The sequence below is a fragment of the Paraburkholderia sp. BCC1876 genome, from assembly GCF_902833695.1.
Lineage (GTDB): Bacteria > Pseudomonadota > Gammaproteobacteria > Burkholderiales > Burkholderiaceae > Paraburkholderia.
In genome coordinates this window covers 114278-137282 of record NZ_CADFGI010000016.1, presented here as the reverse complement: position 1 = coordinate 137282, position 23005 = coordinate 114278, and the positions used below count along the sequence as shown (strand labels likewise).

Here is a 23005-nt window from a genome sequence, read left to right as displayed (position 1 = left end):
GGAACCCACATACGAAAGGGAAGCAACATGCACGAGACCAGTCAGCAGCCGGCCCGCTATTTGCGCGACGATGACTTTCAGCGCTTCGTTCCCGTTCATGTGGTGTGGGAAATTACGTTGGCCTGCGATCTGAAGTGTTTGCATTGCGGCTCCCGCGCGGGTCGTCGTCGCCCCAACGAATTGAATACCGAAGAGTGTCTTGATGTCATCGAATCGCTGGCCCGACTCGGCACGCGCGAAGTGTCGCTGATCGGCGGCGAAGCTTATCTGCGCAAAGACTGGATCCAGCTAATCAAGGCGATCCGCTCACACGACATGTACTGCGCCATTCAGACCGGTGGCCGCAATCTGAATCCGGCGCGGCTCGCGCAAGCCGTCGAAGCGGGGCTCAACGGCGTGGGCGTGTCGCTCGACGGCATGCAGCCGCTGCACGACAAGGTGCGCAATGTGCCCGGGTCGTTCGGCAAGGCCGTCGACACGCTCAGGCGCGCGCGGGCCGCCGGTCTCGCCACCAGCGTCAACACGCAGATCGGTGCGGCGACCATGCCGGATCTGCCGGCGCTGATGGACACCATCATCGAACTCGGCGCAACACACTGGCAGATTCAACTGACGGTGGCGATGGGCAACGCCGCCGACAACGACGAACTACTGCTGCAGCCGTACCAGTTACAGGAACTGATGCCGCTGCTGGCGGACCTCTACAAACGCGGCTTGAGCCACGGCCTGTTGATGAACGTGGGCAACAACATCGGCTACTACGGTCCCTACGAACACTTGTGGCGCGGTTTCGGCGACGAGCGCGTGCATTGGACCGGCTGTAGCGCGGGACAACAGGTGATCGCGCTGGAGGCGGACGGCACGGTCAAAGGGTGCCCGTCGCTGGCGACAGTCGGCTTCGCCGGCGGCAACGTGCGCGATCTTTCGCTGGAAGAAATCTGGCGAACGAGCGAGGCGATTCATTTCGGCCGGCTGCGCTCGGTGGACGATCTGTGGGGCTTCTGCCGCACCTGCTATTACGCGGATGTGTGCCGCGGCGGCTGCACGTGGACGTCGCATTCATTGCTCGGCAAGCCCGGCAACAATCCGTATTGCCACTATCGCGTGATCGAACTGCAGAAGCAGGGGCTGCGCGAACGGATCGTCAAAGTCGAGGAGGCGGGCGCTGCGTCGTTCGCGGTGGGGCGTTTCGATCTGGTGACCGAGAAGATCTCGGACGGCACGCCGGTGGCGAGCATCGTCCGCTCGGGGCAAACCATCGAACTCACGTGGAAGAACAAAGGCAAACGCGCGCCCGAAGTGGGCCGTGTGCCGGCGAAACTGGCGCTATGCCGTAACTGCAATGGCTACGTTCACGCGAACGAGCAAACCTGTCCGCATTGCAGCGCGGATATCGAAGCCTCGGCGCGAACCTATGAAGAGCAGGCGCAATACCGCCGCGCCTTGATCAGCAACCTCGAACACCTGCTGGGTCACCCGGCCGGTTAATCGTCGTTCTGCGGCTTCGCCTGATTCTGCAACGCGAGCCGCTTTCAGTCCCTCAAGCTCCCCGATTTCACGCCTGGCGCCCGTTCGCGCGCCAGGCGAACCCGCGCCCGCGTTTCCTCACCTTCAGCAGCCGGCCGGCACCTTTCCATTCCCTTGCCACAAATCTTTAACGATCCACAGCCAGAATGGCGGCCGTGCATTGAGAGAGATTTGTACCTGGCGTTGCACACGGTTGCAATCAACCCGCCTGACTTCCGTCCCATCACCGAGAGATCGCATGAAACTGTTCAGCAGCCTGCGCGCCGTGTCCGTTGCCGTCGCCTTATCCCTTGCAGCGGCGAGCGCCGGCGCAGCCGATCTCGTGATCGCCGGCCGCGACGACATCTACGGACGCGGCCTGGCGGACGCCGTCGCCGGCTTCACGAAACTGCATCCCGGCGCGGACATCGAACTGCTGAAGCTGCCCAATGCGAACCTCTACCAGAAGCTGAAACTGTCGATGCGCGAAGGCACCGGCGCATTCGATCTGGTGATGATGGACGACACCTGGTCGCCCGAATTCATCTCGAACGGCTGGCTTAAGCCGCTGCCGGCGAACCTCGCCGATGCGGACATGGTCGCCTCGACCGTCGCGCTCGGCCGCGCGCCGTCGGGCGGTTTGTACGCGCTGCCGGTGGTGGGCAACGTCGAAATGTTCGCTTATCGGAAGGACCTGCTGGCGAAATACAAGCTGCAGCCGCCGCGCAACTGGGACGACGTGCTGAAGATCGCGCAAACCACCGGCGCCGCGGATAAGGACGTGTCCGGCGTGGTGTTTCGCGGCGCGAAGGGCAACCCGGTCGTGACCGGTTTCCTGCCGATTCTGTGGGCGTACGGCGGCGACGTGATCGATCAGGGCGGCAAGGTGACGATCGATTCCCCGCAAGCGCTGGCGGCCCTGAAAATGTTCGTCGCGCTGAAGAACAACGCGCCGAAGGACGTCGCGGTTTACGGCGCAGCCGAAGTGCGCGACGCGTTGCAAAAGGGCGCGGCGGCGCAGGCGCTCGAAGTCTGGCCGGCATGGATTCCCGCGCTCGACGATCCGAAGCAGTCGCGTGTGGTCGGTGAAGTCGCGCTGCAGGCGCCGCCCGGCCAGGTGAAAGGACCGTCGCCGATGCTCGGCATCTGGCAGATGGCGATTCCGAAAGACGCGCCGCACGCCACGCTCGCACAAGAGTTCCTGGTCTATCTGACCCAGCGCGATACGCAAACGCGTCTGGCCGCGATGGGCATTCCGCCGACCCGTAAGAGCGTGTTCGAAGATCCGGCGCTGGTGAAGCAATTCCGTTGGTATCCCGATCAGCTCAAGGCGCTCGAAGCCGGCCGCGCCCGTCCGCGTGTGAAGGACTGGCAGCAGATCGAGAGCATTCTCGGCGACGCGTTGCAACTGGTGCTGACCGGCCAGCTCGCGCCGGACGCCGCCTTGCATCAGGCCGCGCAGAAGATCACGCCGGCGCTGGCCGCCGCGGCCCAATAACCCCGTCGTCCTGTCGATCCCGTCCATGAACGCCGTGCGCCGCTATCTGCCACTGGTCCTGCTGGTGGGTCCCGCTTTGCTGGTGCTCGGCGTGCTTGCGCTGTATCCGGTCCTGCGCGTGCTGGTCGACTCTTTCTTCAATGTCGACTATGCGTCGGGTCATCGCCTCTTTACCGGACTGGAAAACTATCGCGCGGTGCTCGGCGACAGCGAGTTTGCCGCGAGCTTCGCCAATACGCTGCAGTTCACGGTCGCGGCTTCGGTGATCGAAGTCGTGCTCGGCGGCGGGTTGGCGCTGCTGTTCTCGCGCGCGTTTGCCGGCCGCCGTTTCATCATTCCGCTCGCGATTCTGCCGATGATGCTGTCCACGCTGGTGTGCTCGGCCATCTGGCGCAACTGGCTGAACTACAGCGGGTTTCTGAACGCGCTGCTGGCGGTGTTCGATCTGCCCGGCGTGCAATGGCTGTCCGATCCGCATCTCGCGATCTGGTCGCTGATTCTGGTGGATGTCTGGCAATGGACGCCGATGGCTTTTCTGATCATTCTCGCCGGCTTGCAGTCCATCGCGCCGGAACTGTATGAAGCGGCTCGCACCGACGGCGCGAGCGAGTGGCAATGTCTGCGCCACATCACGCTGCCGCTGATCGTTCCGCAAATCGTGCTCGCCATGCTGCTGCGTTCGATCGACACCTTCAAGCTGTTCGACAAGGTCTACGCGCTGACGGGCGGCGGTCCCGGCAATGCGACGCAGACGCTGTCCACCTATATCTACGACACGGGTTTCCGCTTCTTCAACGTCGGGCCGGCGAGTGCTGCTTCGGTGCTGATGCTGCTGATCTCGGCGGTACTGGTGTCGGCCAATGTGTGGTTGTCGATCCGCAAGGCGGGCGCGCGATGAATACCGGTACGTCGTCTTCCACGTTGCTTCCGGCGGGCCTCGGCCGCCAAGCCGCGCTTTGGCTGTTGCGAATCATCGCGCTGATCCTGTTGCTGCTGCCTTGCATCTGGATGGTCGGCGCGGCGTTCACGCCGACGCTCGAACGCCTCGATCATCCGCTGTTGCTGTGGCCGCATGTGCCGACCTTGCAGCACTTCGAATCGGTATGGGCGAGCGGGATCGGCCGGCAGTTGCTGAACTCGGTGCTCGTCAGTGGCGGGACGACCGTGTTGTCGCTCGCGCTCGCTTTTCCGGCCGCTTATGCACTCGTGCGCATGCGCTTTCCGGCGCGTCTCGATCTGGTGTTCCTGATGCTGGTGCTGGCGGTCAAGCTGATGCCGCCGATCACCGTGGCGGTGCCGTTGTTCACGCTCGCGAAGCACCTGCATCTGCTCGATTCCGAAGTCGGCTTGATGCTCGCCTACCAGGTGTACACGCTGCCGCTGTCGATCTGGATGCTGCTTTCGTTCGTGCGCGAAGTGCCGATCGACTATGAAGAGGCCGCCTGCCTGGACGGCGCGGGTCTTGTCCAACGCCTCGTCTATATCGTGCTGCCGTTGTGCGCGCCGGGGCTCGTCGCGACCGCGATCTTCGTGCTGATCGCCGCGTGGAACGAGTTTCTGCTGGCGCTGCTGTTTCTCACCACGCCGAGCCGATTTACGTTGCCGCTCGCGGTGGCGGGCTACGTCACCGAAAACGGCATCGACTGGGGCGATCTGATGAGCGTCGGCATGATCGCTTCGCTGCCGACCCTGGCCGTCGCGGGATACGTGCAGCGCTATCTGCTGCGCGGCTTTTCCGGTGGGCTGAAGTAGAGCGAATAAAGCAGGCGGCACGCGCTGGTCGATGGCGCCTGCGTCGGGTGACTTTGTCAATGTGTCGGGTGCTTTGCGCTCGTCTACCTACCATCTGGAGATCCACGAAAATGAACAAGCATTTGGCGGTCGCGCTGGCGGCTGCGGGCCTCGTCGCGACCACGGCGGCTCACGCGCAAAGCAGCGTCACGCTCTACGGGGTGATGGATAACGGCCTCGTTTATCAGAACAGCAGCACGTCGCGCGGTTCGACTACAGGCGGCCACTCGGCGATCACGGCGTCGAACGGCGCATGGGCCGGCAGCCGGTTCGGCCTGAAGGGCAGCGAGGATCTCGGCGGCGGGTCGAAGGCGATTTTCCAGCTCGAAGCCGGCGTGAATAGCCAGAACGGTCAGTCGCAATTCACGGGCGGCATGTTCACGCGCCAGGAATGGATCGGCTTGACGAACCCGGCCTACGGTACGTTGACGGCGGGCCGTCAATACACGGCGTACTACACGCTGCTTTCGCCGTATAGCCCGACCACGTATCTGACCGGCTTCTTCGGCACACACCCGGGCGATCTCGATTCGCTCGACACGACGATTCGCGCGAACAACTCGCTGGTCTATACGTCGCCGAAGTTCTACGGCTTTACGGTGAGCGGTTCGTATGCGCTCGGCGGTGTGGCGGGCAGCACCAATCGCGGCTCGACCTGGAGCGCGGCGATCCAGTACCTGAATGGACCGTTCGGCATGGCAGCGGGTTTCCAGCGCGTCAACAACTCGACGGTCGGCGGCGGCGCGTGGGGCACGGATTCGACGACGAACTCCGGCGGCCAGCCCGGCATCTCGGCCATCAACAACGGCTATGTGACCGCGCAAGCGCAGCAGCGCGTGGCGGTGACGGCCGGCTACAAGTTCTCGCCGGCGTGGGACGTGTCGGTGTCGTACTCGAACGTGCAGTACATCCCGGGCGTGGGCTCGGCGTTCCTGAACACGGCGACCTTCAATACGGCGGGCGCGGTCCTGCACTGGAAGCCGACCGTGAGCTGGGATTTCGCGGGCGGTTATAGCTATACGCGCGCGACGCAATCGAACGGGATCAGCAGCGTGGCGCAATACCATCAGATCTCGCTGACGCAGTACTACAGCCTTTCGTCCCGCACCGGCCTGTATCTGGGCGAAGCGTATCAACACTCGAGCGGCAAGACGATCGGCTCGAACGGCGTGAAGATCATCGACGCCACGGCAACGATCGGCGACGGCTTCAACGGTTCGCCATCGTCGACGAGCACGCAGTTCACGGCGGGCGTCGGCATTCTGCATCGCTTCTGATCATGCGTGCCGCCGCGATGGTGGGCGGCGTTCATGGCTCGGCGGTTCAGGTCTCTCTTGTGCTGCGACTCAGGGCGACGCAAGAGAGGCCACCCTGTGTGGCGGATTTCGCTTCGCAGCGGGATGCGGGATGCGACGGTAATACGACAAGGAATACACGGTGGCTACACTCACACTCCGTGCGGTCTGCAAGACGCGGCACGGTCGGCAGCAGGTGTTGCGCGATATCGATCTGGACGTGGCGGACGGCGAATTCGTCGTGCTGGTCGGGCCGTCCGGTTGCGGCAAGTCGACGCTGTTGAGAATGACGGCGGGACTCGACAGCATCACCTCGGGCGACATCAGGATCGGCTCGCGAGTCGTCAATCAGATCGCGCCGCAGGAGCGCAATGTCGCGATGGTGTTTCAAAGCTACGCGCTCTATCCGCACATGACGGTCGCGCAGAACATCGCGTTCGGTCTGCGCATGCGCGGCATGTCGGCCGATAAGGTGCAGGAACGCGTCGCGTCGACCGCGCGGATGCTCTCGCTTGAAGCCTTGCTCGAACGCAAGCCGCATGCGTTGTCGGGCGGCCAGCGTCAGCGTGTCGCCATGGGCCGCGCGATCGTGCGCGAACCGGCGCTCTTTCTGTTCGACGAACCGCTGTCCAACCTCGACGCGAAATTGCGCAGTCAGATGCGCGCCGAGATTCGCAATCTGCACGCGCGGTTGGGCACGACCTCGCTGTACGTCACGCACGACCAGGTCGAGGCGATGACGCTCGCGCAACGCATCGTCGTACTGAATCAAGGCGGGATCGAGCAGATCGGTACGCCGGAACAGATTTACGAGCGTCCGCAGAGTACGTTTGTCGCGAGTTTTATGGGGGCGCCCGCGATGAATCTGCTGCGTGGGCGTTTGACTGCCGACCGCCAGCACTTCGACGTCGACGACGGTCCGCGCATTCCGATTGCGGGCGCGGGCGATGCCGGTGTGCAAGTCGACTCGAATCGCGAGACCGTGCTCGGCATTCGTCCCGAACACGTGACGGTAACGGCCGATCAGCCGATACGTCTACCCGTCGACGCCTGCGAGATGTTGGGCGCCGACAATCTGGCGTTCGGCCGTCTCGGCAAGCAGAGCCTGGTGGTGCGCCTGCCGTATCACCAGCGCCCGGCGTCCGGCGAGCAACTCGGCGTCGCCTTACCGGCCGCGCAACTCCATTTTTTCGACGGACAGAGCGGGCGGCGCGTGAATTGAAGTGGGTTCAGCCGCAGCTTTTGCGCACCACGCTCGTGACCGGCACCACGTAAGTGCGCGAGGCCCCGGAAAACGACTCCATACGATCGATCAGCATTTCGACCACGGCATTCGCCAGTCCGGAGGTGTCCTGGTGAATGGTGGTGAGCCGATAGTTTTCGTAGCCGGCGGCGGGGATATCGTCGAAGCCGACCACTCGCAGTTCTTCGGGCACACGGATCGAGAAGTGCTGACGAGCGGCATCGAGAAAGCCCAGCGCCAGCAGATCCGACGAACAGAACACGCCGTCGGGCCGCGGGTTTTGTGTGAGGACGGCTTGCGCTGCCGCCACGCCGCATTCATAGGTATCGGCTTCCGTGGCATGAACCAGAACCGGATCGACGAGGCGCGGTTCGTCTTTGGCGATGCGCTGGACCGCGCGAACAAAGCCGGTGCGGCGCGATTTGCCGTTGTAGCTGGTCTTTGTCGGGCCGACGAATGCGAGCCGCTTTGCCCCCGCGTCGATCAGCATGCGCGCGGCCAGCGCGGCGCCGGCCGCGTTGTCGCTCACCACGACGTCCGCGCCGGGCAGATCCGACGCGCGGTTGATCATCGCCACCGGAATCTCGCGTTCGAGGTACTGGCGAGCGAGGCCGAGCGGCGGCGACGCCGAAGTCATGATGATGCCGGCGATCCGGTAGCTCAGCAGCATTTCCAGTGAATGCTTGATTTGCACCGGGTCTTCCGCGTTCATCACGAGCGGCGTGAGTTGCTGGCGCCCGAGCGCGGCGATGATCTGCGAAAGCAGCTTGGCGCGGAACGGGTTTTCGAAACCCGCCGTGACGACGCCGACCATGCTGCTGCGCTGCATGATCATTTCGCGCGCGATCTGGTTGACCTGATAGCCGAGCGCGCCGGCGGCCTCCATCACGCGCTGCCGTGTTTCGGGTGCGATGCTCGCGGTCGGCGAGAAGGCGCGCGAGACGGCGGAGCGCGACACACCGGCGCGGCGCGCGACGTCGGCGGCGGTAACCCAAAGCGTTTGTTTCTTAGGCATGTGTGAATGAATGAAGGGACGCGAAGCTAGCTTAACGCAGCTTGCCCGATCAAGAGGACAAGAAGATGACCGTCGAACACGATATGAGCGGGCAGGGCGATTATTCCGGCGAGACGCCGGAATGGGCATCGGCATCGGCATCGGCATCGGCATTAGCGCCGGCCTGCTGGATGTCGAGCCTTGGCGACGATCTCCTGCTGAGTCGGTTGGCGTTGCCGGGCAGTCACGATAGTTGCGCGTACACCGTTGAGGATTCGCTCGCGAAAACGCAGGGCGCGACGCTGGCGGCGCAATTGGCGCACGGCGTGCGCGTGCTGGACATCCGCTGCCGGCATGAAGGGGACGTTTTCCACATCAATCACGCGCGCATTCCGCTCGGCCTGATGTTCGACGATGTGATCGCCGCGTGCGCTGAGTTTCTATCGCAGTATCCCGGCGAATGCATCGTGATGTCGGTGAAGGACGAGTGCGGCACGCAGGATTGCACGCGCAGTTTCACGCAGACGTTCGAGTCGTATGTCGAGCGCTATGCGCAGCAGAGTTGGTATTTGGGCGACACGACTCCGCGTCTGGGCGACGTGCGCGGTTCGATCGTGCTGTGGCGGCGATTCGAGAGCGATCGCGCGCTGGGCATCGATCTGTCGAACTGGCCTGATAACGCCACATTCGAACTCGATGCACCTGGCGCGGCGTTCGTCATTCAGGACGAGTTTCGCGTGCCGGTCGAGGCGTCGATCGATTACAAATACCGCGCGATCGAAGCGCTACTTTCGATCACGCAGCACGGTGCGCTCAAGCGCTGGATCGTCAATTTTTGCAGCGGCACCGGCATGGGTGCGAACCCGCGCCGGGTGGCCTGCGGTGACGACCGGCGGCGCGGTATCAATGACATGGTGGCCGAACGCCTTGCAAACTGCGCGGAAGCGCGCGGCACGCTGATGATCGATTTCTGCGAGTACACGGAATGGGCGCTGGTTCGTGCGTGGGTGGCGCGCAACGCGAGGCTGTACGGCCTCACTTGAAGTACTCGCTAGGCGCCACCCCCAGCACCTTGCGGAACATGGCGGTAAAAGCGCTGGGGCTGTCGTAGCCGTGTTCGAGCGCGACGTCGAGCACCGACGCGCCGCCCGCGAGTTGCGGAAGACTCAGCAAGACTCGCGTGTGCCGACACCACACCCCATGCGTCATACCGGTTTCGCGTTGGAACGCGCGGGCGAACGTGCGCGGATTCATCCCGGCGCGCTCGGCCCATCCCTGCAAGGTCGCTTCCAGCGACGGTTGCGCGATCAACTCGGCACACAGTTCGCGGAGCGCCGGATGATAGGGCATCGGCACATGCAGTAGCAGAGGTTCGGCCACGCAGATTTCATCGAGGATCAACGCCAGCACACGCCGTTCGCGCTCACCGTGCCCCGCGGCCGGCCCCAGCCTGGCGGCGGTCACGATCAGCTCGCGCAGCAGCGCGCTCACCAGGATCACATGGCAACTGTCCGGCAGCGTGTCGCGGGCCTCCGCGGCTACGTAGACCGTGCGGATCTGCACGTCGCTGGCGATCTGGATTTCATGGCGTACGCCGCCCGGCACCCAGACCGCGCGGCCGGTCGGCACGACCCAGTTGCCGGCCGCCACCCGCACGATCATCACACCCGAGATCGCGTAGATCAGTTGCGCGCTGCTGTGCGCATGCGGCGCAAACGCGGTGCGGGCGGGCTGGTCGGTGGCGAGGACGGTGACGGGCGAGACTTCGAGCGCCTTCTGGCTCGCCAGAAAACCGAAGCTGTCCATTTCGCAACGATGCATGGCAATTCTTCGAGAGATGACTGGGTCGCAGGACTCTACCATCTGCTCTTCGATTCCACTGCCGAGCATCTGCCATGGTTCTTTCGGGCGTTCATCGCACCGCGCATCTTTTCTTTCGTCTTGGCGCGACGGCGCTCGCGCTGCTGGCGTCGGGCTGCTCTCTCGAGGCGCCGTATCGCGCACCGCCATTGCCGACAGCGGCCGGGGCGCCGTTCACGGCGGCACGAGGCGCGCCGGTCGTGCAGCAGTCGTTGCCGGACAACTGGTGGCATCTCTATCAGGACCCCGTACTCGACGGCCTGATTCAGCAGGCGCTCGAACAGAATCGCGATCTCGCGGTGGCGGCCGCGCGGCTCGCAGGCTCACAGGCGGTCCTGGACGAAGCGGGTGCGGCCAGGCTGCCCGATACGCAACTCGCGCTGGGCGGCAACTACGGCAAGCAGAGCGCCGATCAGACCGTCGCGGCGGCGCGGCGCGACTCGGCCGACACGCGCTGGGCCTACACGCCTTCGCTCGCGGTGTCGTACGAAGTCGATCTGTGGGGGCGCGTGCGCCATCTCGTCGACGCCGCGCGCGCCGATGCCGATGCGATGCAAGCGGCCTCTGACGCCGTGCGCGTCGCGGTCGTTGCATCCACAACGGATGCCTACCTGCACGTGTGCTCCTACGGCGAACAGATCGACGTCGCCAATCGCTCGCTCGGCATCGCGGAGCGTGTGGTGGCGTTGACCACCCGGCAACGCGATCGCGGCCTCGTGTCCGATCTCGAGGTCACGCGCGCCCGCGGTTTTCTCGACGAGACACGCGCCACCCTTCCGGCACTCGAAGGCAAGCGCCGCGCGGCGCTGTTCGAACTTGCCGTATTGCTGGGCCAGTCCCCCGGCGGGTTTCCGCCGGCCGCCGACTCCTGCCGCGTCACGCCGGTGCTCACTGCGCCGTTTCCGGTCGGCGACGGCGCCGCCTTGCTGCGTCGCCGTCCCGATCTGCGCGAGGCGGAGCGCAAGCTGGCCGCCGCCGATGCGCAGGTCGGCGTCGCCCGTGCCGAGTTGTATCCGTCGATCGTGCTGGGCGGCTCGGTGAATCTGCTGTCCACCACCGGTAGTCTGACGTCGCTCGGCGATCGGTACGCGCTGGCATGGGGCGTCGGTCCGCTGATCAGTTGGCGCTTTCCGAACATGGCGATGAGCCGCGCGCGGCTCGCGCAGGCGAAAGCCGGCAATGCCGAGGCGCTTGCCGCATTCGAGCGCAACGTGCTTACCGCGTTGAAGGAATCCGAACAGGCGCTCACGTTCTACGGCGCGCAATGGACGCGTCAACATGCGTTGCAGGACGCTCGCGCGAATGACGCTCGTGCGTTCCATCTCGCCGAGCTGAATTACCAGGCCGGCGCGCTGGATTTTCTCGACGTGCTCGATGCCGAGCGCACGCTGGTTGCCGCCGATGCGGCGCTGGCGGCATCGGCGGAAAACCTCGCATCCGATCAGGTGGCGGTGTTCAAGGCACTCGGCGGTGGCTGGCAACGCTAGCACGCTGGCGTGTCGCGCCGTCGCGCGATGGGTTCGTTATTTTTAATCAAGGTTCCGATATGAGTACTACGGTCGTTCCCGGCAAGACGTCCCCGTTTAGCCGAAGAAATCTCCTGGTGGCGGGTAGCGCCATCGTGGTGGTCGCCATGCTGGTGGCGGGCATACGCTGGTGGACCGTCGGCCGCTTTATGGAAAGCACCGACGATGCTTACGTCCGCGCCGACGTGATGACGGTCAGCTCCCGCGTGCCGGGCTACGTCACGAGTGTCGAGGTCGACGACAATCAGCCGGTGCATAAAGGCGATGTGCTCGCGCATCTCGACAACGCCGATTACGCGGCGAAACGGGATCGCGCTCAGGCGACGGTCGATGCCGCGCTCGCCACGCTGCACGCGGAACAGGCGAAGATCGCCACGCTCGACGCGCAGATTGCGCAGCAAGGCAGTCTGACGGCCGCGGCGCAAGCGGACGTTGCCGCCGCGCAGGCCGGCACGATCCGCCGCAAGGCCGATGCTGAGCGCTACCGGCAACTGGTGGCCGAACAGGCTTCGAGCGCGCAGCGCTGGGAGCAGGCGCATGCCGACGCGCTCACTGCCGACGCCACGCTCGCCAGGGCCGACGCCTCCGTACACGCGCAGCGCGGCGAGCAAACCGTGCTGCTCAAGCGCCGCGCGCAAACGCTTGCCGACATCGAGCAGGCGCAAGCCCAACTCGACGTGGCGCGCGCGGCGTTATCGCTCGCGCAACTCGATCTCGACCATACGACGATTCGCGCGGCGGGCGACGGCACGGTCGGCCAGCGCGCCGTGCGAGTGGGCCAGTATGTCGAGACCGGACAGCCGTTGCTCGCCGTGGTGCCGCTGCAGGACGTCTATGTGATCGCCAACTTCAAGGAGACCGAGGTCGCCGCGATGCAAGCGGGTCAGCCGGTCGAGATCGATGTCGACACTTACGCCGGGCATACGCTGCGTGGACGCGTGGCGAGCATTGCGCCGGGCTCCGGCGCGCAGTTCGCGCTGCTGCCGCCGGATAACGCGACCGGCAACTTCACCAAGGTCGTTCAGCGGATTCCGGTGAAGATCCGCGTGGACGCCGGGCAGCGCGATGCGCTCGACCTGCGGCCGGGCATGTCGGTAGTCGCGCGCGTTCACACCGGCGTGGCCGCCGCGCCGTCCGCCGCGAGTCGCTCATGAGTACGACGGCGAATGTTTCCCGCGCGCATGACCCGGTGTCGCTGCGCGCCTGGGTGGCCGTGCTCGGCGGTGTGTTCGGCTGCTTCATGGCGGGCATGAATGTCCACGTCACCAATGCGTCGCTGCCCGATATTCGAGGCTCGCTCGGTGCGAGTTTCGAAGAGGGTTCGTGGATCACCACCGCGTACCTGGTCGCGGAGATCATCGTGATTCCGCTGACCGGCTGGCTCGTGCGCGTGTTTTCGATCCGTCGCGTGATGCTGGTCGGGACCAGCGGATTCCTGGTCTTCTCACTGGTGTGCTCGGTCGCGCCGACCATCGACGCGATGATCGCCGCGCGTGCCTTTCAAGGGGCGTTCGGCGGCGTGCTGATTCCGTTGTCGTTTCAACTGATCGTCACGGAGTTGCCGGCGTCGCGACATCCGCTCGGCATGGCGCTGTTCGCCGTCGCCAATAATGTCGCGCAGGCGGCGGGGCCGTCTTTGGGCGGCTGGCTGACCGACATGTATTCGTGGCGCTGGATTTTCTATCTGCAGATTCCGCCCGCGCTCGTGCTGCTGGGCGCGATCGGCTGGGCGATCAAGCCCGAGCCCGTGTACCTCGACCGCTTGCGCAAGGCCGATTGGCTCGGCATCGCGAGCATGGCGATCGGCCTCAGCGCATTGCAGATCGTGCTGGAGGAGGGCGGCCGAAAAGACTGGTTCGGTTCCAGCTTCATCACGGAGATGTTCGTGGTTGCTCTCGTGGGACTGAGCGTGTTCGTGATTGCACAGTTGCGTCGCGACGAACCGTTCATCAACCTGAAATTACTCGGCCGCTATAACTTCGGCATAGCCAGTCTGATGCAGTTCCTGTTCGGCGGCGTGGTGTTCGCGGTGGTGTTTCTGGTGCCGAACTACTTCGCCGAATTGCAGGGCTATAGCGCGCGCGATATCGGCGTGATGATGGTGCCGTATGGGCTGGTGCAGTTCGTGATGTCGTTTCTGACACCGCCGCTGATGCGCCGTACGAGTGCGCGGACCGCCATCATCGCCGGCTTCACGCTGGTCGCGATCGGCTGCCTGATGAACATTCATCTCGACGTGAATGCGTCGGCGAATGTGGTCGTGCCGTCGCTGATCGTGCGTGGCATCGGACAGTCGCTGGTGGTTGTCGCGCTGGGTGTGATGGCCGTGGACGGGATCGAAAAATCGCAGCTTGGATCGGCCTCCGGGCTCTTCAGCATGGTGCGCAATCTGGGCGGCGCGATCGGCATTGCGATCGCCAGCCAGATCGTGGTCGAACGGGAAAAAATGCATGCTTCGCGGATCGGGGAAGCGATCACGCCGTTTAACGGCGCGTACCGCGAGCGGATGATCGACATGGTCAGAACGCTGACGCGCGGTTACGTCGGCCGCGCGGATGCGCTGGCGTCGACCGGCCTGGACGGGACGCGCGAGGTGGCGCTCGGCGTGATCGATAAAGTGATCGGACGTGAAGCGCTTCTGATGGCTTACAGCGATACGTTCCTGCTGGCCGGGATCGCGATGCTCGGATGCACGCTCGCGGCGTTTGCTTTGCGAGGGCGCAAGAAGAGCGGCTAGCCGAACGGATGAATAGCGAGGTCTTGGTCGACGCCCCGCGCTACGCGTCCTAGGCGTCGACCGGATCGTGATGACAGACACACAGCTTGTTGCCGTCGGGGTCCCGAAAGTACGCGCCGTAGTAGTTGGGGTGATAGTGCGGTCTCAGTGCCGGTGTGCCTTCGCACGAGCCGCCATGCGCCAGCGCGTGGGCATGGGCGAGATCGACCGCGCGCCGGTCCGGCGCCAGCAAAGCGATCATCTGACCGTTTCCGCAGCTTGCCGGATGGCCGTCGAAGGGCCTGCCGATCAGGAAGAGTGGGCGTGGCGTGTCTGGCTTCATCCAGCCGGCCCACGGTGTGTCCCGGTCGCAGAACTTCATCTTGAGCTGCAATGCTTCCATGACGGACGCATAGAACTGGACGGCACGATCGAAATCGGTGACACCGATAAAAACGTGTGAAATCATTGCCACTTTCTCCGAGGATCAGATCAGATATGCCCCAGTCTACCGAGAACGCTGTGCATGTGGTTCAGGAGTTTTGGCGTCTCATGACCACCAACGATTTCCATTCCGCCACCGCGGTTCTGGCGGACGACTTTGTGCTCGAATGGCCGCAATCGAAGGAGCGCATTCGCGGTGCCTTCAATTTCGCGCAGTTCAATGCGGAGTACCCCGCGCAAGGGCGCTGGGTTTTCACGATCAATCGCATTGTCGGCAATGAGACGGACGCGGTATCGGATGTGTCCATTACCGATAGCGTCCTGCAGGCCAGAGCTATTTCGTTCTTCACGGTCGAGCATGGAAAAATTGCCCGCGTGGTCGAGTACTGGCCGGAGAATTACGAGCCGCCGTTCGATCGCACGAAGTGGGTTGAGCGGATTGAGTGAGTGGGGCGGCTTTCGTGCTTCTAACCACGAGTCTGCAGATCGACGACGTGATCGGTCGAATGGATCGTGCTCTTGCGATGCGTGATAGCCAGCACGGTGACTTCGCCGGCCAGCGTGCGGATATGGTCCATGATGCCGGTCTCCGTGGGTTCATCGAGCGCGGAACTGGCTTCGTCGAGAAACAGCAGTTTCGGTTTGCCATAGAGTGCGCGGGCAATGGCAACCCGTTGACGCTCACCGCCCGACAGCTTGAGGCCGCGCTCGCCGATTACCGTGGCGAATCCATCGGGCAGATCTTCGATCCGCGTGAGAATCGCGGCTCTCGCTGCGGCTTCGCGCAGGCGTGTTTCGTCGACCTCCCGGCCGAGCACGATATTCGCCGTTAGCGTGTCGTTGAGCAACATGATCTCCTGCGGAACGACGCCGACCATGCTGTACCAATCCTTGCGGGCGATCTCGCGCAGATCGAAGCCGTCGATCAGGATCTCTCCTGCGGAAGGCTCCATCGCTTTCAACGCCAGTTTGAATACCGTGGATTTACCCGAACCGGATTCACCGGTGAGGAACGTCACCGCGCCTCTTGCCGCGGTAAAAGACACATCGGAGACGCCGCGCCCATCTTCATACGCGAAGCCGACACGCTGGAATTCGATCCGCCCGTTGCTTGCGGGTAATTCGGTGAGGGGCGAAGTGGGTTCGATCTCTTCGGCGGCCGCCCACATGCGGGCAAAGGGTTGTATCCGTGAATACGATTGGATCAGATTTTCGATCGCGATTCCGACCATTTCGAACGGATGGTTGAGTTGGAGCAATAGCACATTGAACAAGACGATATCGCCGACGCTCACCAGCCCGGCCTTGTAGCGCGGCAGAAAAAGAGTAAAGGCGATCACGAACTGGAGCGCGAGCGCCACGCCATACACACCGGCATAGGCGATCCGCTTAACGCAAAAGCTCCGCCAGTTCTCCAGAACTTCCGTGGCGCCATGATTGAAGCGCTTGCTCATCCACCCGGAACTGCCGAAATAGCGCAGCGTTTCCATCGACGTGATTGCATTGCCGACCAGGCTCGCATTGGCTTGCGCAACACTGATCGCGCGATTCAGGTGCGGCCGTGTCCAAACGTTGGTGAAATAGGTGAGAGAGGTGAACACCGCGCCATAGAGGAGCACGACCGCGGCGATTTTTGCATTGAGCGCGGTGCCCACAACGGCCAGTGTCAAAACGAGCTGGATGGCGCCCGGCAGAATAATGCTCAATATAAGGTTCACCGTCATGCTGAGGGCTTGCGAACCTTGCGCCTGGGCGGTGTGAACTTCCACCGGATTGTGTTCGATAAAAAAACGCGGCGACTTTTTCGACAGACGCTCGAAGAAACTGGTGGACGAGATGAAATTCAGATTCTCGGCGGCCATCAGCGCAAGATATCTCGCCGTGTTTCCCAACGTGAGCGAAGCGCCGACGAGAATGGCGTAAAGCAGGAATCCCGCGAAAATCGTCTCGATAAGGTGATGACTGGAAAGCCGGTCGACAAGGCGGGAAAAGACAAACGGCGCAAAGACCGAGACCAGCGAGGAACCCGCTACCACGGCCGCGACGAGCGCTATAGTGCCGCGGGACATATGCCAGAACTTGCTGAGAATACTGCTGACAGGAGACGCTACGATATGCCAATTGGTTTGTTTAACCATCTGCACGCCTCTCTTTGCGATAGGTAATCCGCAATTATCGGAGATTTTGCGGTGCGGTGTCGAACGACCGTGGCCGAAGCGTGGGCAGGGTGTTTAGTTTTCACGCACGACGTCCGCTGTTTTTCGGTAAGGTCCGGACGATCACGAACGCAAGTACGGCCATCAACGGCAGCATCAGTACGCTGCCTTCCGGACCGGCCGCGCCGCCACTCAGCCAGGCGGGTCCGGTAGGGTGGCTCGTCAACCAATGTCCGCTCGCCATCGCGCCGCTATCCGCGACACCGAACACAAACGATTGACTCCAGTCCCACGCGGCGTGAAAGCCGATGATCCACCACAGCGAGCCCGTGCGCCAAACCGCGAGACAGAACACGAGTCCGGCAACTGCGACGGATGCAATGCCGAATACCGTCTCGCCCGGATTGCCCATATGCGCGAGCGCGAAAATGGCGGCGGTGACGAGGGTGGCGACGACTGGCCCCACGCCGCGAAGCAAACGGAAGAACACATAGCCCCGGAAACACAGTTCCTCGTTAAACGCGACGAGCAGGAACAACGCGGCCCAAACCGCGGCCGATTGGATCAGCGGTCCCAATTGCATGCCTGACTGTTCAATCGTCACCGCGTGAAAATAGCGGAGCGCGGCCATCACGAGCGACATGGCCAGAACACCAAAGAAGAGTCCTTGCGCGAGATGCGCAACGCGATGCCGTGCGCGCAGGCCGTAGTCGAGCCACGAACGTTTGTCGATCAGGCTCATGATTTTGGTGGCGACGATTCCTGCAAGGATCATGACGATTTCACCGATGAGCATTCTCGTCGGGATCATCTCCGTGGTTCGGGGCGGAAGGTGATGCAACAGATGCGCGATAAACGCCGCGCCGCCAATCAAACCGCTGACGATCATGACGAACAGTAACGCGGCCCAGCCTGAGCGCAGGCCGTCTTTGCCGACCCAGATCCGTTTGAATTTGCCACCGAAAAAGCGACGCAGCCGGCTGGTCCGTTGTGGGACAGGATTGCCGCTGTGATCAGGGCCAATCGATGCCGTGCTGTCGTGCTTCGAATCGCTCATGCGTTGCCTCGTTATTTTTGTTGGACTTCGAGAGAGAACCTTGGAACGTCTTTGGGACGAGCGAAGCCAACGGTGCAAACTGTCGAAGTGTGTCAATCAGCGGCTCCGATTCTCGACGAACCATTAGGCAGCGTCAACTGACTGTTTATCGTGGAGCTGTGTCTACGCGATGGGCATAAATCAATGGATTGCCGTTGTTAGCTTGGTCGTTTCTGACGACCAAGCAGCACGATCGCTAGAAAGGTCAGGGGCAACATGTAAGGGGAGAGTTTGAGGACCGTCGATTCGAGAGGCGTGATGTATCTGATCTTTCCCGATACCGCTATCGGCGTGATATGCCATGTACTGGGATCAGGCGCGAACGGAGCCAGTTGACTGGTCACGCAACTGACGAGGACGTTGATGGCGAGAACAACACATACCGCGATGCCTGCCGCGCGATTGACAGTGTCGGGTCGGAGCCTGCGCATGGTCGTCTCCTCGTGTGTCGCAACGCGGATTGATGCGAGTGCGGGCTATCCGCGATTCTGAAACGAATAGCGAATAACTGTACAAAGCGTTAGTTCGATCCGCGGCCACATTGCGTGTGGAACGCTGACGCGAATTACATCAATTCAAACGGCGCGTTGTCAATGAGCGCTCAGTTCACGTTGGGCGACTGCAGTGGGTGCGATTCCCACCCATTCACCGCGTACTCGCTTTCGCCCGCTCACGCCGACGTCGCCGAAGCAGATACGCGTCCACCATCTCCACCAGTTCCTGTTTCAGAACAGGCAAACCGATCGTCCCCCGATGCGCCGCATCATGAATCACACCCGCCACCGCAGCGGAGACGACTTGCGCCGCCGCGTCAGCAGATTCGCGATTCCGCGCGTCACCCTCATCCGGCTGCGCGATCAATGCCGCGTAGCAACTCAAATACTCCGCCTCGAAGCGGTCATGAACCGACTTCGGCCCACGAGCGCGCGGCGCTTCCTCAAGCAGCACACGATGCAGCGCCGGGTTAATGCTGTGAACCCCGATCATGCCGTCGACCAACTGCTCCACACGCCGCGCCAGTGGCAACGTCTTATCGCCGATTGCGCGCAGCACCGCGAGAATCTCGTCGAAGTGACGCGCCGTGATCGCCTCGGACAAGATCAACTTGTTCGGAAAGTACTGGTACAGCGAGCCGATGCTCACGCCGGCGGCCTCGGCAACCTCATTAGTCGTGAAGCCGGCCCAGCCGCGGCGGCCCAAAACCTGAGCCCCGGCAATCAGAATCGCTTCGACCGTGGCACGGGAACGCGCCTGGCGCGGCGCTTTGCGCATGGTCGAGGGACGCGTGGGAATGCGAGTAGCCATGTGTCTGCTCCCGGGAGAATATGAGCGCTATGCTCACATTGTTCGACACGTTTGGCAATGACGTGCGCGCATCGCCTCATGAGAACTTTCAAATGACCCAGACACTCCCCGCCACCAGCCGCGAAGTTCGCTTGAAGTCGCAGCCTGAAGGCTTGCCCCACGCCGACAACTTCGAGATCGTTTCGACACCGCTGCCGAAGCCATCCGACCACGACGTGCTGGTTCGCAACCGCTATTTCCTGCTGTCGGCGTCGCTGCGCATGATGATCAGCAAAGGCGCGCAGGACGTGAAAGGCGTGCCATTCCCCGCCTTGCGCGAAGGCGACACGCTGGCCGCTGAAGCGCTTGGCGAAATCGTTTCGGCCCCTGCGGGCAGCGGTTTTTCTGCAGGCGACCTGGTGCTGCATTTTCAGGGTTGGCGCGAATACGCGGCGGTTCCTGCGGCAGATTGCAAGCGGGTTGTTGGCGGATTGCCGGACCCGATCGCGTATCTGGGGCATGGCTGGACCGCCTATGCCGCACTCACTCGCGGCGTGGAGATTCACCCCGGCGACACGGTGTTTATTTCCAGCGCGGCCGGCGCGAACGGATCGATGGCTGGGCAGATCGCGCGCTTGCTGGGTGCGGGGCGAGTGATCGGCAGCACCAGTTCCCGCGAGAAGGCGGCGCGGTTGGTGTCCGAGTTGGGCTATGACGCGGCGGTGTGGCGAGGCGCTACACCCATTGCCGAACAACTGGCCGCGGCGGCGCCGGAAGGTATCGATGTGTTTCTCGACAACGTCGGCGGCGAACAACTGCAGGCGGCGATTGCGAGCGCGCGTGAAGGCGCGCGCGTGGTGATCGTCGGGACGCTGTCGGGGCAACTGGCGAGCCATGGCGCGGGCAGAACCGCGCCGGTCGAGCTGGATTCAGTGCAGCTCCTGGTCAAGCGCATCACGCTGCGCGGCTACAGTGCCGACGACGATCCCGAAGCCTACGCGGAGTGGATTCAACAATTCGCACGGTGGCTGGACGCAGGCAGCATCCGCTTTCCGCACGAGGTCATCGACGGGCTCGATCACGCGCCGCTCGCGCTGGAGCGGGTGATTCGAGGGGATTACTTCGGAACGGTGGTGATCAAACCGTAAGCGGAAAACGGGAAACAGAAGCCACCACACAAGATCAACCGCCCATCATCCCCGTGTCCCGAAGCTTCCGCAGTTTCGCGTACAGCGTAGTCCGCGACAAACCAAGTTGCCGCGCTGCCGCCGCGATATTGCCGGCGTGCTCATCGATCGCGCTCTGGATCGCGTTGAGCGCCTGTTCCTGCAGACTGCCTTGCTTGCCGCTCATGGCCAAAGCCGGCGCCGCCTGATCGAAGCGCGCGGTACTGGCAGGCGTCGCACGCCGCGCGGTGCTGCGATTGAGCGGCGCGCGCGCGTATTCCACCCAGATATGACTGCCGTCCGCGCGCGCCACGCGTTGCACGCCGCGGCCTCGTTGCAGTAGGCGGTTGAGTTGCGCGGGCGTCGCGTCGTCGAAAATTTGCCGCAGCTCCAGCGCGGGCAGCGGCGCGCCCGTGGGCAACGCGAGCATGCGTCGCGCCATCCGGCTGGCGGCGCGCAACTGGCCGTTTTCTTCGACCGCGAGCAGGCCGGCGAGCGGTGTGCCGAGCCAGCGCGGATCATGTTGCACGCGCAACAGATGACAGCCTCGCAGTGTGGCGAACAGACGCTGTTCGGCCGCCAGCGCGGCGAGCCTGAACTGCTCCTGAACCTGCGACACGTTCCGTTTCCCGGTGCCGGTGATATCCAGCGCGCCGATCACTTCGCCGTGAAAACCGAACAGCGGCACGGCGAGACAGAAGACCCGTTCGAACTCATCGAGGTAATGTTCGCCGCCCGCCACGATGGTTTCCGTGCCGTCGTGAATCACGCAACCCGGCGCGGTGGTGCCGATGTTGGGTTCGACGACGCGCCGGCCCGGCGTGATCGGCAGCAACAGGTCGTCGTCGCAAGCGGGACTCTGTCGTGCGTGAACGATGGTGCCTTCGGTATTGACGCAGAAGATCGTCCAGTCGGCGCCGCCGAACGCATCCCACAACTGTTCGATTTCGTCGACGACGCAACTATAGAGACGCCGGTCGGCTTTCGAGTCGCGCATGGTGCGCGACTTATCCAGCAGCTCGTATTGCGGCGTGCTGGAGGGCAGCAAGCCGGTGCCGCGCGAGCGCTCCCACGAGCGCGCGACCGGCGCGGACAGCAGCGCCGCCGGCAACTGCTCACCGCCGACAAACCGCGCGCGCGCCGCATGCAGGCGTTGTTGCCGTGAATCTGCTGAAGCGATCTTGGCCATACGGGTCTCCATTCAGCGCAGCGTCGTTGACCGCTGCCGCGCCATGCCCGCACAGAATACCTCAGCGCTTGCGCACCGCGCCGCCAAGCCGGCACCCGTCAATGCGCGAACCGCAGGATCGGTTTGAGCGTGACGCCGCTGCTGCTATCTTCGGCCGCCTGGTTGATCTGGTCGAGCGGGTAGAACCGGACCAGCTTGTCGAACGGAAACCGCCCTTGCTGATACAACTGCACGAGTTGCGGAATGAAGGTTTGCGGCACGCTGTCGCCTTCCACGATGCCGCGAATCGTGCGCCCATTCAGCAGCAGACTGTTGATATCGAACTGCGCCAGGGTGCCGAGCGGCGGCGCGCCGACGACACCCATCGCGCCGAGCCGGCCGAGCGTTTCGATGCCTTGCGACAGCACCTCCGCGCGGCCCGTCGATTCCAGCGCGAAGTCCACGCCGCCGCCGGTGATCTCGCGAATCGCTTCGATCATGTCGACTTCACGGCTATTGACCGTATGCGTCGCGCCCAACTCTTTGGCCAGCGTCAGCCGCGACGGCACGACGTCGACGGCGATGATCGTAGTGGCGCCCGCGACCCGCGCGGCCATCACCGCGCTAAGGCCGACCGCGCCCGCGCCGAGGCTCGCGAAGCTGCTGCCCGGGCGCACTTTCAGCGAGTTGATGACGGCCCCCGCGCCGGTCTGGATACCGCAGCCGAGCGGCCCGAGCAACGCCAGCGGCGCGTCGCGCGGCACCTTGATGGCATTGTTCTCGCGCGCAATCGCAAAGCTCGCGAACGACGACTGCGCGAAGAAATGATCGTGCAGCGGCCGTCCTTCGTCGTCTTCGATCGCGTTGCGGCCTTCGAGATCGCCGCCGCCGAAGTTCAAGCCGAAGAAGTGCTGGCAATACGCGCCGTGGCCACCGCTGCAAGACGCGCAGTAACCGCACGCGCCATAAGTCAGCACCACATGATCGCCAACCTTGAGGTCCTTGACGGCAGGACCGGTTTCCTCGACGACGCCCGCGCCTTCATGTCCCAGCACCGCCGGCAAGGGCACCGGGTAGTACTGGTCGCGCACGATCAGATCGGTGTGGCACAGGCCGGTCGCCACGACGCGGACCAGCACCTCGTCCTCTTTCGGCGCGCGAATTCGTGCCTGCCGGATCGCGAAGGGCTCGCCCTTCGCGGTCGCGACGGCGGCGGTGATGGTGCGAAATCCGGCGGACGTTGTCGTTGATGTTGTCATGGC

General features: G+C 63.5%; 20 protein-coding genes. 12 read left to right on the top strand and 8 right to left on the bottom strand.

What is annotated here, in order from left to right; genetic code table 11:
- Positions 1–27: 27 nt before the first annotated feature.
- The 6 genes from HWY05_RS35710 to ugpC all read left to right on the top strand — a co-directional run bounded on the left by HWY05_RS35710 (position 28) and on the right by ugpC (position 7312).
- On the top strand, positions 28–1488 hold the full coding sequence (locus HWY05_RS35710) for a GDL motif peptide-associated radical SAM/SPASM maturase (RefSeq protein ID WP_035555099.1): 1461 nt from the start codon (positions 28–30) through the stop codon (positions 1486–1488).
- Between the two features lie 277 nt (positions 1489–1765).
- Entirely contained in the window at positions 1766–3004 is a 1239-nt protein-coding gene (locus HWY05_RS35705) for an ABC transporter substrate-binding protein (protein WP_035555103.1), read from the top strand.
- Positions 3005–3029: 25 nt separating this feature from the next.
- The gene (locus HWY05_RS35700) at positions 3030–3902 is read left to right on the top strand and encodes a sugar ABC transporter permease (RefSeq protein ID WP_035555106.1); all 873 of its coding nucleotides are present in this window, start codon (positions 3030–3032) and stop codon (positions 3900–3902) included.
- Complete coding sequence (locus HWY05_RS35695) at positions 3899–4756, top strand: carbohydrate ABC transporter permease (RefSeq protein ID WP_176061256.1); 858 nt, start codon at positions 3899–3901, stop codon at positions 4754–4756. Before HWY05_RS35700 ends, HWY05_RS35695 begins: the two co-directional genes overlap by 4 nt.
- 110 nt (positions 4757–4866) lie before the next feature.
- Positions 4867–6072 carry a porin gene (locus HWY05_RS35690; RefSeq protein WP_176061255.1) on the top strand — a complete coding sequence of 402 codons (1206 nt, stop codon included), beginning with the start codon at positions 4867–4869 and terminating at the stop codon, positions 6070–6072.
- Between the two features lie 160 nt (positions 6073–6232).
- The gene (ugpC, locus tag HWY05_RS35685) at positions 6233–7312 is read left to right on the top strand and encodes a sn-glycerol-3-phosphate ABC transporter ATP-binding protein UgpC (RefSeq protein ID WP_176061254.1); all 1080 of its coding nucleotides are present in this window, start codon (positions 6233–6235) and stop codon (positions 7310–7312) included.
- A gap of 7 nt (positions 7313–7319) precedes the next feature.
- On the opposite strand, the gene HWY05_RS35680 is transcribed toward ugpC, so the two are convergent.
- The gene (locus HWY05_RS35680) at positions 7320–8348 is read right to left on the bottom strand and encodes a LacI family DNA-binding transcriptional regulator (protein ID WP_176061253.1); all 1029 of its coding nucleotides are present in this window, start codon (positions 8346–8348) and stop codon (positions 7320–7322) included.
- 65 nt (positions 8349–8413) lie between these two features.
- On the opposite strand from HWY05_RS35680, the gene HWY05_RS35675 reads away from it, so the two are divergent.
- Entirely contained in the window at positions 8414–9370 is a 957-nt protein-coding gene (locus HWY05_RS35675) for a phosphatidylinositol-specific phospholipase C (protein WP_244146787.1), read from the top strand.
- Here HWY05_RS35675 and HWY05_RS35670 read toward each other — a convergent pair.
- A complete protein-coding gene (locus tag HWY05_RS35670; protein WP_176061269.1) occupies positions 9363–10133 on the bottom strand; it encodes a helix-turn-helix transcriptional regulator in 771 nt (256 codons plus the stop codon). The two genes, HWY05_RS35675 and HWY05_RS35670, sit on opposite strands and share 8 nt — an antisense overlap.
- An 89-nt stretch (positions 10134–10222) precedes the next feature.
- On the opposite strand from HWY05_RS35670, the gene HWY05_RS35665 reads away from it, so the two are divergent.
- The 3 genes from HWY05_RS35665 to HWY05_RS35655 all read left to right on the top strand — a co-directional run bounded on the left by HWY05_RS35665 (position 10223) and on the right by HWY05_RS35655 (position 14450).
- A complete protein-coding gene (locus HWY05_RS35665) occupies positions 10223–11674 on the top strand; it encodes an efflux transporter outer membrane subunit (RefSeq protein WP_035555122.1) in 1452 nt (483 codons plus the stop codon).
- 116 nt (positions 11675–11790) lie between these two features.
- Complete coding sequence (locus HWY05_RS35660; RefSeq protein WP_244146786.1) at positions 11791–12867, top strand: HlyD family secretion protein; 1077 nt, start codon at positions 11791–11793, stop codon at positions 12865–12867.
- The gene (locus HWY05_RS35655; protein ID WP_176061251.1) at positions 12864–14450 is read left to right on the top strand and encodes a DHA2 family efflux MFS transporter permease subunit; all 1587 of its coding nucleotides are present in this window, start codon (positions 12864–12866) and stop codon (positions 14448–14450) included. The genes HWY05_RS35660 and HWY05_RS35655 overlap by 4 nt, the downstream gene beginning before the upstream one ends.
- Positions 14451–14499: 49 nt before the next feature.
- Here HWY05_RS35655 and HWY05_RS35650 read toward each other — a convergent pair whose 3' ends face one another.
- Positions 14500–14898 (bottom strand): VOC family protein, encoded by a 399-nt coding sequence (locus tag HWY05_RS35650; RefSeq protein WP_176061250.1) that lies wholly within the window; start codon positions 14896–14898, stop codon positions 14500–14502.
- Between the two features lie 29 nt (positions 14899–14927).
- Here HWY05_RS35650 and HWY05_RS35645 point away from each other — a divergent pair, with 29 nt between their 5' ends.
- Positions 14928–15320 (top strand): nuclear transport factor 2 family protein, encoded by a 393-nt coding sequence (locus tag HWY05_RS35645; RefSeq protein ID WP_176061249.1) that lies wholly within the window; start codon positions 14928–14930, stop codon positions 15318–15320.
- Between the two features lie 20 nt (positions 15321–15340).
- Here HWY05_RS35645 and HWY05_RS35640 read toward each other — a convergent pair whose 3' ends face one another.
- From HWY05_RS35640 to HWY05_RS35630, 3 genes are all read right to left on the bottom strand, one after another.
- Positions 15341–16942, bottom strand: a complete 1602-nt coding sequence (locus HWY05_RS35640) for an ABC transporter ATP-binding protein (RefSeq protein ID WP_244146785.1) — start codon at positions 16940–16942, stop codon at positions 15341–15343.
- A 169-nt stretch (positions 16943–17111) separates the two neighbouring features.
- A complete protein-coding gene (locus HWY05_RS35635; RefSeq protein ID WP_176061247.1) occupies positions 17112–18086 on the bottom strand; it encodes a CPBP family intramembrane glutamic endopeptidase in 975 nt (324 codons plus the stop codon).
- A gap of 684 nt (positions 18087–18770) precedes the next feature.
- Positions 18771–19430: a TetR/AcrR family transcriptional regulator gene (locus tag HWY05_RS35630; protein WP_208459126.1), complete on the bottom strand. Its 660-nt coding sequence runs from the start codon at positions 19428–19430 to the stop codon at positions 18771–18773.
- A gap of 92 nt (positions 19431–19522) precedes the next feature.
- On the opposite strand from HWY05_RS35630, the gene HWY05_RS35625 reads away from it, so the two are divergent.
- Complete coding sequence (locus tag HWY05_RS35625; protein WP_176061246.1) at positions 19523–20557, top strand: NADP-dependent oxidoreductase; 1035 nt, start codon at positions 19523–19525, stop codon at positions 20555–20557.
- 34 nt (positions 20558–20591) lie between these two features.
- Here HWY05_RS35625 and HWY05_RS35620 read toward each other — a convergent pair whose 3' ends face one another.
- Positions 20592–21764, bottom strand: coding sequence for a helix-turn-helix domain-containing protein (locus HWY05_RS35620; protein ID WP_035555142.1), 1173 nt, complete (start codon positions 21762–21764; stop codon positions 20592–20594).
- 98 nt (positions 21765–21862) lie between these two features.
- Positions 21863–23002, bottom strand: a complete 1140-nt coding sequence (locus HWY05_RS35615) for an NAD(P)-dependent alcohol dehydrogenase (RefSeq protein WP_176061245.1) — start codon at positions 23000–23002, stop codon at positions 21863–21865.
- Positions 23003–23005 lie beyond the last annotated feature (3 nt).

Bases quoted from the DNA above. Each gene is read 5' to 3' on its own strand.
- HWY05_RS35625 (WP_176061246.1), top strand. From the start codon at position 19,523: ATGACCCAGACACTCCCCGCCACCAGCCGCGAAGTTCGCTTGAAGTCG.
- HWY05_RS35615 (WP_176061245.1), bottom strand. From the start codon at position 23,002: ATGACAACATCAACGACAACGTCCGCCGGATTTCGCACCATCACCGCC.
- HWY05_RS35665 (WP_035555122.1), top strand. From the start codon at position 10,223: ATGGTTCTTTCGGGCGTTCATCGCACCGCGCATCTTTTCTTTCGTCTT.
- HWY05_RS35650 (WP_176061250.1), bottom strand. From the start codon at position 14,898: ATGATTTCACACGTTTTTATCGGTGTCACCGATTTCGATCGTGCCGTC.
- HWY05_RS35620 (WP_035555142.1), bottom strand. From the start codon at position 21,764: ATGGCCAAGATCGCTTCAGCAGATTCACGGCAACAACGCCTGCATGCG.
- HWY05_RS35680 (WP_176061253.1), bottom strand. From the start codon at position 8,348: ATGCCTAAGAAACAAACGCTTTGGGTTACCGCCGCCGACGTCGCGCGC.
- HWY05_RS35670 (WP_176061269.1), bottom strand. From the start codon at position 10,133: ATGGACAGCTTCGGTTTTCTGGCGAGCCAGAAGGCGCTCGAAGTCTCG.
- HWY05_RS35695 (WP_176061256.1), top strand. From the start codon at position 3,899: ATGAATACCGGTACGTCGTCTTCCACGTTGCTTCCGGCGGGCCTCGGC.
- HWY05_RS35640 (WP_244146785.1), bottom strand. From the start codon at position 16,942: ATGTCCCGCGGCACTATAGCGCTCGTCGCGGCCGTGGTAGCGGGTTCC.
- HWY05_RS35710 (WP_035555099.1), top strand. From the start codon at position 28: ATGCACGAGACCAGTCAGCAGCCGGCCCGCTATTTGCGCGACGATGAC.
- HWY05_RS35675 (WP_244146787.1), top strand. From the start codon at position 8,414: ATGACCGTCGAACACGATATGAGCGGGCAGGGCGATTATTCCGGCGAG.
- HWY05_RS35630 (WP_208459126.1), bottom strand. From the start codon at position 19,430: ATGGCTACTCGCATTCCCACGCGTCCCTCGACCATGCGCAAAGCGCCG.
- HWY05_RS35700 (WP_035555106.1), top strand. From the start codon at position 3,030: ATGAACGCCGTGCGCCGCTATCTGCCACTGGTCCTGCTGGTGGGTCCC.
- HWY05_RS35705 (WP_035555103.1), top strand. From the start codon at position 1,766: ATGAAACTGTTCAGCAGCCTGCGCGCCGTGTCCGTTGCCGTCGCCTTA.
- HWY05_RS35635 (WP_176061247.1), bottom strand. From the start codon at position 18,086: ATGAGCGATTCGAAGCACGACAGCACGGCATCGATTGGCCCTGATCAC.
- HWY05_RS35690 (WP_176061255.1), top strand. From the start codon at position 4,867: ATGAACAAGCATTTGGCGGTCGCGCTGGCGGCTGCGGGCCTCGTCGCG.
- HWY05_RS35645 (WP_176061249.1), top strand. From the start codon at position 14,928: ATGCCCCAGTCTACCGAGAACGCTGTGCATGTGGTTCAGGAGTTTTGG.
- HWY05_RS35655 (WP_176061251.1), top strand. From the start codon at position 12,864: ATGAGTACGACGGCGAATGTTTCCCGCGCGCATGACCCGGTGTCGCTG.